A 14,899-nucleotide genomic window follows, 5' to 3' on the forward strand; every position below is an offset into this window, starting at 1 on the left:
CGCGCCTACCCGTCGCGCCCTCTTCACCGTCGACCCGGCCGATCTCGCCGACGCTGATCCCCCTCCATGGAGACAACGATGTCAACTGTGTCCGACCAGCGATCTCACCGCGACGGGCAGGCCGGCGGCCTGCCACGCCCGGAGTACCCACGCCCCGGCTTCGTCCGCGAGGACTGGCTCAACCTCAACGGCACCTGGCAGTTCGCCTTCGACCCGAGTGACAGCGGCCTCGAACGCGGTCTGCTGCACGCCGAGTTGAGCGGCCGGATCACGGTCCCGTTCTGTCCCGAGTCGGAGCTGTCCGGCATCGGCGACACCGACTTCCACCGTGCGGTCTGGTACCGGCGCACGGTGCGGATCCCTCAGGAGTGGCGGGGACGCCGTCCCGTACTGCACTTCGGTGCCGTCGACCACGACGCGACGGTGTGGGTCAACGGCACCGAAGTGGCCCGGCACAGCGGCGGGTTCACGTCCTTCAGCGCCGACCTCGGCGGTGTGGTGGGCGCGGGTGACGAGGCCGTGATCGTGGTGCGCGCCCGTGACACCTGGGAGGGACCGCAGGCCCGCGGCAAGCAGTCCCGGCTGTACGCCAACCACACCTGCCTGTACACCCGCACCACCGGGATCTGGCAGACCGTGTGGCTGGAGCCGGTGGCCGACACCCATCTCAAGCGTCCCCGGATCACCCCCGATCTCGCCGCGAGCTGCTTCCACCTGGAGCTTCCACTGGCGGGCGGCCGCACCGGACGGCGCGTTCGCGCACGGCTCGTCGACGCCGCCGGCACGGTGGCCGAGGCCGAGGTGCCGGCGCATCTGAGCGTGGCCCCGCGGATCGTGCTGCCCGTGCCCGCGGACCGCCGCCGACCGTGGTCGCCGCAGGACCCGCACCTGTACGAGGTCCACATCGACGTGCTGGACGCCGAGGGAACCGTCGTCGACGCCACGGTCAGCACCACGGGCCTGCGGTCCGTCTCCGTGGACGGAAAGCGGATCCTCATCAACGGCGAGCCGGTCTTCCAGCGGCTCGTGCTCGACCAGGGCTACTACCCGGACGGCCTGATGACGGCCCCCGACGACGCCGCCCTGATCCGCGACATCGAACTCTCCCTCGCCGCCGGGTTCAACGGCGCCCGCCTGCATCAGAAGGTCTTCGAGGAGCGGTTCCTGCACCACGCCGACCGGATGGGCTATCTGGTCTGGGGCGAGTTCGGTGACTGGGGCTCGAACGAAGGGCCGCTCAGCGGCGACAACCAGCAGCCCACCGCCGGGTTCGTCACGCAGTGGCTGGAGGCGGTGGAGCGGGACTACAACCACCCGTCCGTCGTCGGCTGGTGCCCGCTGAACGAGACGCAGCAACTGCTCACCGACCGCCCTTCCACCCTCGACGACGTCACCCGCGGCATGTTCCTGGCCACCAAGGCCGCCGACACCACCCGCCCGGTTCTGGACGCCTCCGGCTACGCGCACCGGGTACCGGAGACCGACGTCTACGACTCGCACTGCTACGAGCAGGACCCCGAGGCGTTCCGGGCCCTGATGGCGGGCCTCGACAAGAACCGCCCCTTCGTGAACCCCGAGGACAACCCGGACGCCGGGATCTGGTCCACCCCCTACGCCGGGCAGCCCTACTTCTGCAGCGAGTTCGGCGGCATCTGGTGGAATCCGGACGACGCCGTACCCGACGACACGGACCGCAGCACCTCCTGGGGCTACGGCGAACGCCCCCGCGGCGAGGAGGAGTTCCACCACCGCTTCGCCGGCCTGACCGGCGTCCTGCTCGACGACCCGAACATGTTCGGCTACTGCTACACGCAGCTCACCGACGTGTTCCAGGAGCAGAACGGCATCTACCGGTTCGACCGCTCGCGGAAGCTGGACGTGGACCGGGTACGGCGGGCCCAGGAGCGCCCGGCCGCCTTCGAGACCTCGCCCGTCGGGGAGGTCTGATGGCTCTGGCACGGAGGACCCTGCTGCGTGGAGCCCTCTTCGGAGGAGGTGCCGCCGCGCTCGCCCCGGCGCTGAGCGCGTGCGGAGCGAGCGCGGCAGCGAGCACCGACGCGGTCCAGTACTGGAACCCGTTCACCGGTGGCGACGGCGCCCTGATGAAGGAGATGGTCACCGAGGTCCAGGGCGCCGCCCCCGGTCTGAAGGTGGACACGACGGTCCTGGACTGGGGGCAGTCGTACTACACCAAGCTGGCGATGGCGTCGGCCGGCGGCCGTGGGCCCGACGTGGCGATCATGCACGTGTCGCGGTTCGCCGGGTACGCGCCGGGCGGGTTGCTCGATCCCTGGGACATGGATCTGTTCCGGGAGTTCGGGGTGACCCTGGACGACATCAACCCGGTCACGGGCAAGCGTGGCCGGTACGACGGCGACCAGTACGCGCTGCCGCTCGACACGCATCCCTTCGTCGTCTTCTACGACAAGGACGTGATGGACAGGGCGGGCCTGGTCGACAGCGACGGCAGGCTCATTCCGTTCGGCGGCCCCGACGGCTATCTGGAGGCCGCGGAGAAGCTCCGCTCCGTCAACAAGGGCGGCCTCGGGCCGGTCTACGGTCACGTCAACGACGCGGCGCAGAACTGGCGGATGTTCTGGTCCCTGTACCGGCAGACGGGCGCCGAGTTCGTCCTCACCGGCAAGAAGACCCAGGTGGACCGGGACACAGCCGTCAAGGTCCTCACGTTCATGCAGAAGCTGGTCGCGCCCCAGTGCCGGACCATGGACCCGACCACGTCCGTCGGCTCCTTCGCCTCGCGCAAGGCTCCGATGATCTTCACCGGTGAGTGGGACTCCGCGGCGTTCAGCCAGATCAAGGGCATCGAGCTGGGCGCGGCTCCGTTCCCGCAGATCTACGACAGCCCCGCGGGCTGGGCCGACGCCCACATGTTCGTGCTGCCGCACCAGAAGAATCCGGACGAGGAACGGCGCCGCACCGTGCACCGGATGGTCGCCGAGTTGTTGAAGGCCAGCTTCACCTGGGCCCGGGCCGGACACATTCCCGGCTATCTGCCGATCGTCGAGTCGCGGAAGTACCGGCAGCTGGAGCCGCAGGTCGAGTACGCGGCCGCCGCGAAGACACCGGCACTCGACCCGCCGGCCTGGTTCATGGGGGCCGGTGCCGAAGCACAGGTCCAGCTGTGCCAGGCCATGCAGACCGCACTGGTGGGCGCCAACTCCGCGGCCGTCGCCGTCGACAAGATGATCAAGGCGCTCGACTTCTACCTCAGCAAGCCGGACCCGGCCTGAGCCGCACGAGAGGAATCCGCGTCATGAGTACATGGCAGGCCCGCGGCGGCCGCACCGCCCGCCGCTCGCTCGGCGGCCGCGCGTCGGGGCCGCTGTTCGTCACCCCGTTCCTGGTGGTCTTCGCACTCTTCCTGGTGGTCCCGCTCGGCTACGGGCTGTGGATGAGCTTCACCGACTCCAGCCTCACCGGGCGCGGGGACTCGACGTTCGTCGGCTTCGGCAACTACGCCGAGGCCCTCACGGACCCGAAGATGTGGGAGACACTCGGCCACACCGCGCTGTTCACGGTCATGTCAACGGTCCCGTTGGTCGTGTTCGCCCTGGTGATGGCACTCCTCGTCCATATAGGGCTGCCGGGTCAGTGGCTGTGGCGGCTCGCGTTCTTCGCGCCGTACCTGCTCACCAGCGCGGTCGTCTGGCAGGTCGGGCTCCTGCTGTTCCAGACGGACTCCGGGATGCTCAACACCGTCCTGAAGGCCGTCGGCCTGGACGGTGTCGGCTGGCTGGTCGAGGAGAAGTACGCGATGTGGTCCGTCGTCCTCATCACCGTGTGGTGGACGGTCGGCTTCAACTTCCTCCTCTACCTGGCGGCCCTGCAGTCCATCCCCGACCAGTTGTACGAAGCCGCGGCGATCGACGGGGCGGGCGCCTGGCGCCGCCTCTGGTCGATCACACTCCCCCAGCTGAACCGGACGACCGCGCTCATCACGGTGTTGCAGGTTCTCGCCTCGCTCAAGGTGTTCGACCAGATCTTCATGCTCACCAAGGGCGGTCCCGACGGCTCCACCCGGCCGGTCCTCGAGTACATCTTCGACTCCGGCTTCACCGGCTACCGGCTCGGCTACGCCGCCGCGATGTCGTACGTCTTCTTCGCGCTCCTGCTCATCCTCTCCATCTCCCAGGTGAAGTTCTTCTCGCGCAAGGAGGCGTGACGATGGCTGCCGACACTCTCACTCGCCCGAAGACCCCCTCGACCGTCCCGGTCGAGCTGCGCCGGCGTGCCCGGCGCAGCACCCGGCCGCAGATGGTCCTCGGCTCCGGCCCGGCCGCCAAGGTCGGCGCCGCGATCGCCCTGGTGCTCATGGCGGCCCTCTGGCTCGCCCCGATCGCCTGGGCACTGGTGACCTCGCTCAAGACCGAGCCCGACGCGGCGGCCGTCGGCGACGGCTGGATTCCCGCGCACGGCTTCACCGGCTCCGCGTACGGCAAGATCTTCAGCCAGGGCAACATCCCGACGTGGGCCCTGAACAGCTTCATCGTGGCGGCGGCGGTGACCGTACTGACGGTGACCGTGTCCGCGCTCGCGGCGTACGGGTTCTCCCGCACGCTCTTCCGCGGGCGCAAGGTGCTGTTCGCGGCGACGATCGCGTCGATCATGGTGCCGCCGCAGATCCTCATCGTGCCGCTGTTCCGCGAGATGCTCTCGCTGAATCTCGTGGACACCTACGCCGGCATGATCCTGCCGCAGGTCGTGGCGCCGCCGATGGTGTACATCCTCAAGAAGTTCTTCGACGCCATCCCCCGCGAGCTGGAGGAGGCGGCCCGGCTCGACGGCGCGAGCAACGCCCGCGTCTTCCTGAGCGTCGTCCTGCCCCTGTCTAGGCCGATCCTCTCGGCTGTGGCGATCTTCGTCTTCATCGGTGCGTGGAACAACTTCCTGTGGCCGTTCATCAGCACCAGCAAGCAGTACCTGATGACTCTCCCGGTGGGCCTGGCGACGGTGAAGGACTCCTACGGCCTCCAGTACGCCCAACTCGCCGCCTCCGGTCTGCTGGCCTCCATCCCGCTGATCCTGGTCTTCATGATCTTCCAGCGCCAGATGGTGAAGTCCGTCGCGACGACGGGCCTCGGCGGGCAGTGACGCGGACGCCCGGCACGCACACCGCGTGCCGGGCGTCTCCAACGGTGCTGCGATCAGCCGAGTCGAGCGCGGAGCCGAGCGGCGACGTCCGCACGCTCCTCACCGCTCATCACCAGCACACCGTTCTCGGCCATCAGCGCGTGGTACTGCTGCCGCTGGTAGGGCACACCGGGCGGCAGCGCGGCGATGTGCCAGTGCAGGTGGGCGTTGCCCTGACGGCTGCCGAGCGACAGCAGGTACGTGCGTTCCGGCGCGAAGACCGCCTCCACGGCCAGGGCCACCCTGCGCACGACACGCATCATCCGCTCGAAGCCCTCGTCGTCGAGGTCCCGGACGACGTGCTCGATGTGTGCCTTCGGCGCGACCAGCACCTTGCCGGGCAACGTCGGATACCTGTCGAGGAAGGCCACGTGAGCGTCGTCCTCGTAGACGCTCTCGTGCCGGTGTGCGGGATCGCCGGCCACATGGGCGCAGATGTAGCAGGGGCCGTTTCGGGCCCGCTCCGTGTAGGCGTCCAGATCCATGTCCAGGCGCTTCACGCGCTCTCCTGCCCGTCGGCCGCCACGTCGCGGCCGATCGCCGTCTCCAGCTCGGTCATGGTCCGGCAGAAGGCATCTTCCAGGTTCACGTCGTACCGATGGGCGAGGATCAGCACCGACCAGAGGCAGTCGGCGAGTTCGTGTTCGAGCGCGGTGCGCCCGCCGGGGACCTCACGTGCGCCCTCCTCGGCCATCACCAGCTTGGCGAGGTCCCCCACATCGCCCACGAAGCCGAGCATGAACTCCTCACGCGTCCACACCCGCCCCCGCTCCCGCAGGTTGAGCTCGTCGTACAGGTCATGGATCCGCAGCGCCTGGCGCAGCAGTTCGTCGACGTTCATTCTGGGCAGCGCCTCCCTGTGTACGTGCGAGGGCCGGATCAATGCCGGTGCGTCGCGTCCGCGTGTCGTGGGTCCGCCGGGTGTTCGAAGCCCGGCAGCAGGGTCACCGACTCGGCGTGGCGACGCTCCAGCCACAGGCCGAAGTGCCGGTCGGCCGCGGCCTGTTGCAGGTCGCGGGCGATCGCGGGGCGGGCCTCGCCGTACGGTCCCGGGTGCAGGTCTCGGTTGCGGTCGTAGTAGGCGCGGACGTCGGACTCCGGTACCGCGACATCGGCCACGATCCGTGCGCGCACGGCGCGGGCCAGTGGCCGCGCCGCGAGGACGGCCGCCGTGACACCACCCGTGCGCAGGGCGTCCGTGAAGCTCAACGGGGCTGGTTCCTGGCCCTGTTGGACGGTCAGGCCGAGGGCGACAGCCTCGTGGGCGACGACCGCCTCGTACGTCATCACCTGCACCACCCAGCGGCGCAGGTTGCGTGCGTCCGCGGTGCCGGGGCGCGGGAGTCTCGCCGCCAGCGGGCCGCGGCGCAGTTCGTCCACCCGGGCCTCCACCGCGTCCTCGGTGACGGGCTGTCCGTCGACGAGGGCGGCGACGCGCGGCCCGGTCACGCGATCACCTCGACCTCTACCGCCTCGGTGTAGTGCAGCCGGCCGGCGGCGGCCAGTTTGACCACGGCCCACCAGCGGCCGGGCCGGGCACCGAAGGGTACGGAGACGGGGAAGCGCAGAGTGTGAGCACCGCGCGCCGGGACCTCGGCGCCCGTGTTCCACTGCGGGAACAGGCCGAAGGTCTGCCAGGGGCTGATAAGCTGGGCCTGGACGGTGACCGGGGTCAGGACGTCGGACGCGAGGCGGACCTCGATCGTGCCCCGCTCCCCCGCCGCGAGCCTGACCACCGGCGTCAGCAGCTTCGCGGTGGGCTCGGTCACCGACTCGGCGCCGATCACGGCGCGTGTCACGTCCTCGTAGGTCTGCCCGTCGTGCGTCGTCCGCGCCCGTAGCCAGTACGTGCCGGGCTCCGCGTCGTCGGGCGGGGCGACCCGCGTCCGGTGGGCGAGGTGGCCGTCGGGTTCGATGGCGTACGGGATCACGGTCGTGTCCGCCGACCAGCCCTCGGGGAGGATCAGGTGGACCTCGCCGGCCGCCGGGTGTGCGGCCAGGCTCGACGCGACGGTCACCGTCGTCTCGGCGGCGCCGTGCAGCACGGGCGGGTCCAGGTGGACGGCGACGGGGAGGTTGCCGGTCGGTGCGGGGCCGGTGTTGTGCAGCCAGTAGCGGGTGAAGACCGGCTGGTGGGGTTCGGTGCCGGGTGCGACGCCGCCGCGCGGCCGCGCGAGCTGTGCGGTGACCGTGGCGATGTCCATGCCGCCGAGGTCGAGCGCGAGGGCGTCGAGCGGCTGGTGCGCGCGCTCCAGCAGGTCGGCGCGGTGGGCGGCCGTGAGCGGCAGGTCGGTGACGATGCGGGCCCGGGTCGGGCGCCCTTCGGCCTCGTGCAGCCGCAGGGTCAACCCGTCGACGGGCCGGGCGACTTGGCCTTCGGCCAGCGGGTTGCCGGTCGGCTTGAGGGCGGTCACCACCACCTGTCCCGCCGGCTCCACCGCGAGGTAGGACCGCGTGTCCGGCTGGTCCGCGCGCTCGCCGCGCACCACCGGACGCAGTGGGTGGTTGACGTCATGGGCACGCGGTACGAGGCGCTGTGCGCGCCAGTCGCCGGGGCCCGCGACCAGGGAGTAGTCGAACGAGTGGGTCCAGTGCTGCTGCTGGAAGGCGGAGCCGTCGGGGTGGGTGCGGTGCGGCGGGTCGATCCAGATGCCGGACGGCCAGCCCGTGCAGGAGCGCATCAGCGACAGGTGCAGGGCGCCCGTGCTGTCGACGGCGAAGCCGGGCACACCCCGGTTGACGAGCGCGACCGTGTAGTCGTCGAGCGGGGGCTCGGTGAGCGGGCCGCTGTCGGCGACCTCGATCGTGGAGTCGTCCAGGTCGGCGACAAGTTCCTCGACGGCTCCCTCCCCCGCCACGACGAGCACCGGCAGGGCGCGGGCGGACCGCAGATCGGCGCCCGGCACCCACACCTTCTCCAGCGGGCTCTCGGCCGGGATCCACACGCGGGCGCGGCCGGTGGCGGCGAGCTGCGCCTCGAACGTCTCGGCGTACGCACCGGTCAGCACCTGCGCGGTGAAGGGGTTCTCGTCCGGGCCGCCGATCGCGATGCGGACGTCGGGGAGGTTGGAGTCCACCGCGAGGTCGCCGTAGCGGGCGCCGGGCGCGGCCGAACAGGTGCTGGTCACACCGGACCTGACCAGGGCCACGGCCAGCTCGCGGGTGCCCGCGCCGTCGGCGGTGACGATCTCCGCGATGCCGATGGCCCGGTCTCCGTCCGGGAGCCGCACGCGCGCCGTCGACGACAGCGCGAACCAGTTGTTGGCCGGGTTGTCCAGGGTCCACGGGTGTTCGGCCGAGTCGACGTCGATCAGGCCGAAGCCGCGGCCGACGACGGCGTCGGCGACCTCGCTCACCGGCAGGGCGCCGGGCACCCGCACCGGCCAGCGCAGCCGCAGCAGCCGGTCGGCGCCGTCGAAGGTGTCGATGTGGGTGACCCCGTCGAGCCGGTCGAGACCGTGCCAGAGAGTGAGGGTCTGGGTGTAGGTGACCGGGCCGACCGTCCCCGTGACCGTGATGCGTTCGCCGGCCGCGCACCGTTCCGTGCGCACCGATGTGGCGGGCGATGACGCCGAGCCGGTCACCGGGCCGGAGGGGACCAGGTGCCAGGGGCCCTCGTGGTAGCGGGGGTGCGCCGAGTACTCGTCGTAGACGAGGAGTTCGTTGCCGACGCGGCCGGCCTGCAGCAGTTCGCGGCCCTCGACGGTCAGCCGGGAGACACAGCCGCCGCGGCGCGGGTCGATCTCCAGGGTGTGCGTGGCGTTCGCGATGCGGGTCGCGTCGTCGGCCGGGGCCCAGCGCGACGCCGTACGGGACGGCCGGGGCCGGAAGACGCGGTATCCGAGCGAGGGCACGTCGGCGGCGAGGAAGACGACGTCGGCCTCGGCGAGCGTGCCGTCGGCGTGGTGGCGTTCGTGTTCCAGGACGAGCGGGGTGCCGTCCTCGAACTCCCAGCCCTGGAAGCCGGGTTCGGGAGGGGTGAGGTGTACGCGTACGAGGTCGGTGCGGGGCCATGCGGACGGGTTGAAGACCGTGACGGCGTCGCCGTCGGCGCTGCCCAGACGGCTCAGCGCGACGTCGAGGACCTCGCGTCCGGTGTCGTACGCCTCCCGCCAACCGGTGAGCAGGTCGAGGTAGACCTGGTCGGACTCGGAGCCGGTGATGGCGTCGTGGTGCGCGCCGTAGGCGAGCTGCCGCCAGGCCTTGTCGATCCGGGCGTGGGGATGGTCCGCACCGGTCTCGACCGAGGCGAGCGTCGCGAAGGTCTCGGCCTCCGTGAGGAGGGTCTCGGCCGCGCGCTGCGCCTGCTTGGTGTCGATGAAGGAGACGTCCTTGCCGGTGTACACCGGGTTCATGTCCCGGGTCTGCGGCGAGGGCTCGGGCAGTTCGGCGCGGACCGCCGCGAAGAACTCCGCGGGCAGCGCGCACTTCAGGCGCGGCCAGGTGTAGCGGGCGGCGAAGTCGCGGTGGATCTCGGTGACCCAGCGGTTGGGCGGGGTGTAGTCGGTTCCGACGGGAAGGAGCAGGTTGCGGGTCGCGGCGACCTTCTTCATCAGGCGGTACAGGTCGAGGACGGCATCCTCGGCGTCGGCGAGCGAGGTCGCGGAGTCCATCCACCAGCCCGCGCTGTAGTGCGCCGGCATGTAGTGCGTGAGCACCCCGCGACCGCTGGGCGAGAGCCACTCGAACTCGGCCGGGAACTGCATCGTCGACGGGTCGCCCCAGCCGTCCTTCTCCCGGTCACGGTCGGTGAGCATCGGGCCCCACTGGTGGTACGGGCCGCGCGCCCACGACGAGGAGGTGAGGCCCGCGTCGGCGGCCAGGCCGGGGAACTGCGGGTCGTGCCCGAACACGTCCAACTGCCAGGCGGTCTGCGGGTCGCCGCCCATGATGCCGCGCTGGAAGCCGATGCCGTACACCAGGTTGCGGACCGTCGACTCGGCCGATGTGAGGTTGGTGTTGGGTTCGTTGTAGGTGCCGCCCATCAGCTCCACGCGACCCTCGGCGAGCAGTCGGCGCAGGTGGGCGCGGTCCTGCGGGTGCGCGTCCCAGTAGGGCTTGAGGTAGTCGACCTCGGCGAGCACGAACTTGTAGTCGGGGTCGCGGCGGGCCGTCTCCAGGTGCAGCCGCATCAGCTCGAAGCCGGTGTACTGCCAGTCGATGCGGAACCGCTGCGCCGTCTCGCCCGCCGTGTCCCACGTGGTGGTGTACGCGGCCTGGGTGTTCCACCAGACGGGGTCGTAGTGGAAGTGCGGGACCATCCACACCGTCCAGCCGGGCTCCGCCACGGTCAGCTCGGCGTGGGCCGTCGCCCCTCCCGCGGTCACGGTGAGCGGGACGACGGTGCCGGGCGGCGCCGCGCAGCGCACACCGATCTCGCCGTCCGCGCCCTCCCCGTGCAGGCCGGGTCCCTCGATGACGACCCGGCCGGGCTCGCTGAGCTCGACGCGGACCACTTGCAGGGGGTCGTCGGCCGGGCCGGTGAAAAGGTCGGTGGGCCGGACACTGAGGATGCGCACGTGCTGTCCCTTCACCGATCCGGCCTGCCCGAATCGCTTCGACCGCTACTTTTTACAGCGCTGAAAAGCCAAGTCCCGCGCAACGTAGGCGACTTGCTCGCACGCAGTCAACACGTTCGGCGGCACCGATGCGCGGCGCGGCGAAGATCGGCCAAAGATCGACACCAGCACCGGAAGTTTGCGCGCACCCCATGGACAACGGCCCGTCACCTGATTACGTTCGCCGACGGCCGACAACGATGTCAGAGCTGTCGGGCTCAAGAGCCGCTGAACGAGGAGCCGTGAACGTCGATGGTGACACGAAGAAACCTCCTGCAGACCGGTGGAGCGGCCCTGGCCGCCGGGGCCTTCGGGATCTCCCTGCCGGGCCGGGCCTCGGCCGCCGAGCGCACCTCGGCGGCCCGGCTGCTCCCGTCCTTCGGCCGCCCGACCCGGCTCGACGTCGCCGACGTCGGCGCCCTGAACGGTGACGACCAGCTTCTGCTGACGACCCTCCAGGGGACGGTGAACCGCGGCGGACCGCGCCTGTACTTCAACTTCGACGACGGCGCGGCGGACCGCCGGTGGCTGTCGAGCACCGGCGCGTCGATCACCCGTCACGACAACGCCCTTGATCTCCTGGGCCGTTACCGTGACCGGGTGCGGGGCGCGATCCTGGTCGATCCCGATGTGCCCGACTCCGTGAACGTCGCCACCACGCTCGCCGGGCTCAAGGACGGGGTCGCCGCGACCGCCGAACAGGCCGACGCCCACGGCCTCAAGACCCTGATGGACCTGCGCGGCCGGTTCGACCCCGCCGACGTCGAGGGTGTCTACCGCTGGCAGCTCGACCAGCTCTTCCCGCACTGCAGCCATGCGCTGCTGGCCGGCCTGCCACCGACCCGGACCGTCAGCGTGAGCGGCGTCACATGGCGGGAGGTGGCCCGCGAGACCGAACGGATCCGCGACATCTCCAACCGCAAGGTGCGCACGCTCGACCTGAGCCCCGAACTGGGCGGTGACAACGATGTCTACGTGCGCTTCCAGGACTCCTTCGGCGACGACGGGTGGGGTGCGTCCGTCGGATCCGTCAAGGTCACGGCGGACGGCAAGGAGATCGTCGCCTTCACGCCCGGCACGGACGCCGAGAAGCCGTATCTGTTCGACGGTCTCAACTCCTCCCTCGGCGACAAGTCGAACCGCTTCGCCGACGGCGGCGGCTACTTCGTCTATCACTTCAAGGCCCCGGCGGGCACCAAGAAACTCACGGTCGACGTCGACCTGTGGAACCAGTTCCTGGTGACCGCCACCGCCACGGCGCCCACCCGCGTCGAGCCCTTCCCCTACTTCCGGGACTACGTGGTGGCGAGCCGGGCCATGGTGCTGTGGCTCCCGCCGTCCGGCGACACCGGCAAGCTGCTCGACGAGACCCTCACGCGCCTCGCGCCCACGACCCCGTACACCGGCTGGTTCCCCAACGACGTGGCCGGCGAGTGGGGCGGAGTGGACCGTGCCTCGCAGCACGGTGTGGAGGTCGTCGCCGCCGACTTCTACATGAACGGCACCGTGCACGCCGGTGTCCCCGCCAAGATCTCCGATCGGGTGCCGAAGCGGCCGAGGAGCACGCTGCGCAACCGGGTGTACGTCACGTTCACCGTCGGCGAGGGCGACAACATCCAGTACTGCCAGCGCCGGATGCGCGACATCTGGGACGACCCCAAGCGCGGAGAGGTGCCGGTCAACTGGACGGTCAGCCCGCTGCTCGCCGACATCGGGCCGGCCCAACTCGCTTACTACCAGCGCACGGCCACCGCCAACGACCTGCTCGTCTGCGGCCCTTCCGGCGCGGGGTACACGTACCCGGAGTCGTGGCCGAAGGACGCGCTGGACGCGTACACCGCGCTGACGGGACGCTATATGCGCCGCACGGGCATGGACCTCGCGTACGCCTACAACCCGCGCAACGCCGCCAACGACGGCTGGATACCGTTCGACGAGCGCGTCATGGCGTCCTACCGGAAGAACACACCGCTGCGGGGCGTCATCCAGTCCTGGGAGACCGGCGATCTGCAGGCTCGCCCGGCCGGTATCCCGGTCATCGGCAACTTCTATCCGCAGGGCAAGGGCGCGGACTTCCGCGACGCGCTGCTGGAGCTCGTCGAGGGGCGCGACACCGACCGGCCGATGTTCGTGGCCGCCGCGATCAACGCGTGGAGCTGGACCCCGAGCGACATCGCCGATCTGGCGAAGCTGCTGGACGATCCGTTCGAGGTCGTGCGCGGTGACGTGTTCTTCGACCTGCTCGACCGCAGCTACGACTGAGCGGGCGGCACGTCCGCGCCGGCGGAGTGTCCCGTCGGCGCGGACGTGCCGGGTTCAGCGGCCGTCCCCCTCGATGGCGGCGGGCCTGAGCTGGGCGGCGCGGACGCGGGACACGTCGAGCTTCTCGGAACGGTCGAAGCGGTAGATGCCGTTCTGCTCCTGGAACACGTCGGTCAGCTGCGTGTAGCAGTACCCGAACATGTCCGGGTCGTCCAGGAGCACCCCGGTGAGACCGGCGAAGCGGTGGTGGAACTCCGCCTCGTCGCGGGGCCGTTGACCGTACCCCCACGAGACGTCGCGGTCCTCGCCCGCGGCCTGTACCTCGTCGGGGTTCCACCAGATGCCGCCGAACTCGCTGCAGAAATAGGGCTGTCCGCGGTAGGGAACGGACCAGGTGGCGTCCGGTGCCTCGTCCTGCGGGTTGACGAACGGCTTGTCCTCGGCGAGGCCGCTCATCAACTTGCCGAAGATTTCCGGGTTCTGCTCGTAGCAGTGCGAGTCGTAGATGTCCGTCTCCGGTACGCGGTGCGCGTAGCCGGAGGTGTCGAGGACGGGGCGTGTGGTGTCGGCGGCCTTGGTGGCGAGGAACATCGCCCGGGTGACGTCGTCGAGGACGCTCTGCCGGTCCGAGAGTCTCTGGCGAGTCTCGTTGAGCGGGCACCAGCCGATGATCGACGGGTGGGAGTAGTCGCGTTCGACGGCCTCCAGCCACTGCGCCACGAAGCCGCTGGTCGGCTGCTGGTTGTCCGTGCTCACGGGTCCCGTGCTCGCGCCCCAGTCGCCGAACTCACCCCATACGAGGTAGCCGAGGCGGTCGGCGTGGTGCAGGAAGCGCTCCTCGAAGACCTTCTGGTGCAGGCGGGCTCCGTTGAAGCCCGCGGCGAGGGAGAGTTCGATGTCGCGGACGAGCGCGGCGTCGTCGGGGGCCGTCATCAGGCCGTCCGGGTACCAGCCCTGGTCCAGGACGAGGCGCTGGAAGACCGGCTCGCCGTTGAGCAGGACCCGCTTGCCGTCGACGGTGACCGAGCGCAGTCCCGCCGTGCACACCGCCGCGTCGACGACCACGCCGGAGGCGTCCACGACGTCGAGGTGGATCTCGTACAGGTGCGGGTCCCGCGGTGACCAACTCCTGCGCCGGTCCTGCGGAACGGGCAGGACCAGGCGTGGTGCGAGGTCGAGGTGGGCGGCGACCGAGGCCTCGGCCACGGTGCCCTGTGCGTCGGTGAGGCGGGCACGGACGTGGTGGCCGGTCCGGCTTCCGGACAGCGGGAGTTCGAGGTGGAAGCAGCCCGCGGCCAGGTCGGGGGTGATGCGGGGGCGTCCGAGGTGGGTGTCGGCCACCGGTTCCATCCAGACCGTCTGCCAGATCCCTGTCGTCCGGGTGTACAGGCAGCTGTAGTTGGCGTAGTGGTCCGACTGCTTGCCGCGCGCCTGCGGGCCGGTGGCGCTGTCCCGGGCGCGTACCACGATCGTGGCGTCCTCGCCGGGCCGCACCACCTCGCCCAGATCGGCGCTGAACGAGGTGAAACCGCCGCTGTGCCGAGCCACTTCGTGCCCGTCGACCCACACCGTCGCGTCGTGGTCCACGGCACCGAAGTGCAGCACGGGCCTGCGCCCGGCCCACTCGGCGGGCACCCGCACGGTGCGCCGGTACCAGACGGCGGCGTGGAAGTCCGTGTCGCCGATGCCGGAGAGCTCCGACTCCGGGCAGAACGGGACGGTGATCCGGTCGGGCAACTCGGCGTCCACCAGGCCGCGTTCGAGGCCACTGTCGCCGGGATCCCGGGCGAACTGCCACGAGCCGTTGAGGTTGAGCCAGTCCGCGCGGACGAATCCGGGGCGCGGGTACTCCGGGCGGGGAAGGTCCTGCGCGGCGGTCGGGTCGCCGGGCACGGGCTGCGGACTGGACGAGGCCATGCGCTCTCCTG

The 14,899-nt window shown here is 70.7% G+C and carries 10 protein-coding genes; 5 read left to right on the plus strand and 5 right to left on the minus strand.

Annotated features, from left to right (window positions below):
- Nucleotides 1-78 precede the first annotated feature (78 nt).
- Genes B072_RS0130300 through B072_RS0130315 form a run of 4 tightly spaced genes read left to right on the plus strand, consistent with a single transcriptional unit; the run spans nt 79 to nt 5,112 of the window.
- Nucleotides 79-1,947, plus strand: a complete 1,869-nt coding sequence (locus B072_RS0130300) for a glycoside hydrolase family 2 protein (protein WP_026246459.1) — start codon at nt 79-81, stop codon at nt 1,945-1,947.
- Nucleotides 1,947-3,251, plus strand: a complete 1,305-nt coding sequence (locus B072_RS0130305; RefSeq protein ID WP_018533713.1) for an extracellular solute-binding protein — start codon at nt 1,947-1,949, stop codon at nt 3,249-3,251. The genes B072_RS0130300 and B072_RS0130305 overlap by 1 nt, the downstream gene beginning before the upstream one ends.
- A gap of 23 nt (nt 3,252-3,274) precedes the next feature.
- Nucleotides 3,275-4,183 (plus strand): carbohydrate ABC transporter permease, encoded by a 909-nt coding sequence (locus B072_RS0130310; protein WP_018533714.1) that lies wholly within the window; start codon nt 3,275-3,277, stop codon nt 4,181-4,183.
- Between the two features lie 2 nt (nt 4,184-4,185).
- The gene (locus B072_RS0130315; RefSeq protein WP_026246460.1) at nt 4,186-5,112 is read left to right on the plus strand and encodes a carbohydrate ABC transporter permease; all 927 of its coding nucleotides are present in this window, start codon (nt 4,186-4,188) and stop codon (nt 5,110-5,112) included.
- Nucleotides 5,113-5,165: 53 nt separating this feature from the next.
- Here the strand turns inward: B072_RS0130315 and B072_RS0130320 are convergent, their stop codons facing one another.
- The 4 genes from B072_RS0130320 to B072_RS0130335 are packed head-to-tail and all read right to left on the minus strand — an operon-like array spanning nt 5,166 to nt 10,670.
- On the minus strand, nt 5,166-5,651 hold the full coding sequence (locus tag B072_RS0130320) for an HIT family protein (RefSeq protein ID WP_018533716.1): 486 nt from the start codon (nt 5,649-5,651) through the stop codon (nt 5,166-5,168).
- Nucleotides 5,648-5,992 carry a MazG nucleotide pyrophosphohydrolase domain-containing protein gene (locus tag B072_RS0130325; protein ID WP_018533717.1) on the minus strand — a complete coding sequence of 115 codons (345 nt, stop codon included), beginning with the start codon at nt 5,990-5,992 and terminating at the stop codon, nt 5,648-5,650. The genes B072_RS0130320 and B072_RS0130325 overlap by 4 nt, the downstream gene beginning before the upstream one ends.
- Nucleotides 5,993-6,030: 38 nt before the next feature.
- Nucleotides 6,031-6,600, minus strand: a complete 570-nt coding sequence (locus B072_RS0130330) for a DUF7158 domain-containing protein (protein WP_018533718.1) — start codon at nt 6,598-6,600, stop codon at nt 6,031-6,033.
- Nucleotides 6,597-10,670, minus strand: a complete 4,074-nt coding sequence (locus B072_RS0130335) for an NEW3 domain-containing protein (RefSeq protein WP_018533719.1) — start codon at nt 10,668-10,670, stop codon at nt 6,597-6,599. The genes B072_RS0130330 and B072_RS0130335 overlap by 4 nt, the downstream gene beginning before the upstream one ends.
- A gap of 291 nt (nt 10,671-10,961) precedes the next feature.
- Here B072_RS0130335 and B072_RS0130340 point away from each other — a divergent pair, with 291 nt between their 5' ends.
- Entirely contained in the window at nt 10,962-12,971 is a 2,010-nt protein-coding gene (locus B072_RS0130340) for a GxGYxYP domain-containing protein (protein WP_018533720.1), read from the plus strand.
- Nucleotides 12,972-13,025: 54 nt separating this feature from the next.
- Here the strand turns inward: B072_RS0130340 and B072_RS0130345 are convergent, their stop codons facing one another.
- Entirely contained in the window at nt 13,026-14,888 is a 1,863-nt protein-coding gene (locus B072_RS0130345) for a glycoside hydrolase family 2 protein (RefSeq protein ID WP_018533721.1), read from the minus strand.
- Nucleotides 14,889-14,899 lie beyond the last annotated feature (11 nt).

This window comes from Streptomyces sp. HmicA12 (assembly GCF_000373565.1).
Lineage (GTDB): Bacteria > Actinomycetota > Actinomycetes > Streptomycetales > Streptomycetaceae > Streptomyces.